The following is a 730-nucleotide window of genomic DNA, read 5'->3' on the forward strand; positions in this document are numbered from 1 at the left end:
GACCGAGAGCCGAGAGCGGACGGCCGAGGCAGAGAGGGCTGGGGCACACACCTCGCCGCATCGCTCCCCGTCCATCGCTTCGCAAGGCACGGGTACCCCGACTCGTCGGTCGACACCCAACACCTCCGGTGCCTCCCTCCGCCGCCTCGCGATGCACGCACCCCAGCCCCACTCCTTGATCCGCATTCCATTCGGTGCGACGAGTGGAAGAAAGACGTAAGGAGACGCCAGTTTTCGGGCGAAAAATGTATGTCAACCATCCACTCGTGCCGGGACGGCTACCCACCAAGGCATCGCTGCCACAGCGGCTACACACTCGCGCGGCCACCCGCCGGCCCACGCTCGCCGACCTGCACATCCGCCACCGCGGCGCGTGCACCGCCATCGAGGGCCAGGTCACCGACGACGAGCCCATCCCGCTGATACGGCTGCGCTCCACCGGATCCGCCACCCACCGGGGATTCGCCCTCCACCTCGCGAGCAAAAACGGATACCAGGACACCCTCCTGCCCACCGGCACCTTCACCGGCACCCCCGAAGAGGCCCTCGACTGCGCCTACGAGCTGTACCTGTCGACCCCCGACAGCTGACCGCCCCCGCCTGCCCAGGTGTCAACCCCCGAAGGACTTACGGGCGAGACCACTTAGCAGAGGTCGCATACGACAGGTGGCTGGCCTTTGAGAGGAAACGGCGGGAGGGCTCATGACCGAGTTCCATGACTGGGATGACA

General features: G+C 66.8%; 1 protein-coding gene. It reads left to right on the plus strand.

Translation table 11 applies throughout. The annotated features are described in order from the left end of the window. Positions 1–203 precede the first annotated feature (203 nt). Positions 204–590: a hypothetical protein gene (locus U9977_RS20105; RefSeq protein ID WP_322750836.1), complete on the plus strand. Its 387-nt coding sequence runs from the start codon at positions 204–206 to the stop codon at positions 588–590. The last annotated feature ends 140 nt before the right edge of the window (positions 591–730 follow it).

Source organism: Protofrankia sp. Cas8 (assembly GCF_963555845.1).
Taxonomy (GTDB): Bacteria; Actinomycetota; Actinomycetes; order Frankiales; family Frankiaceae; genus Protofrankia.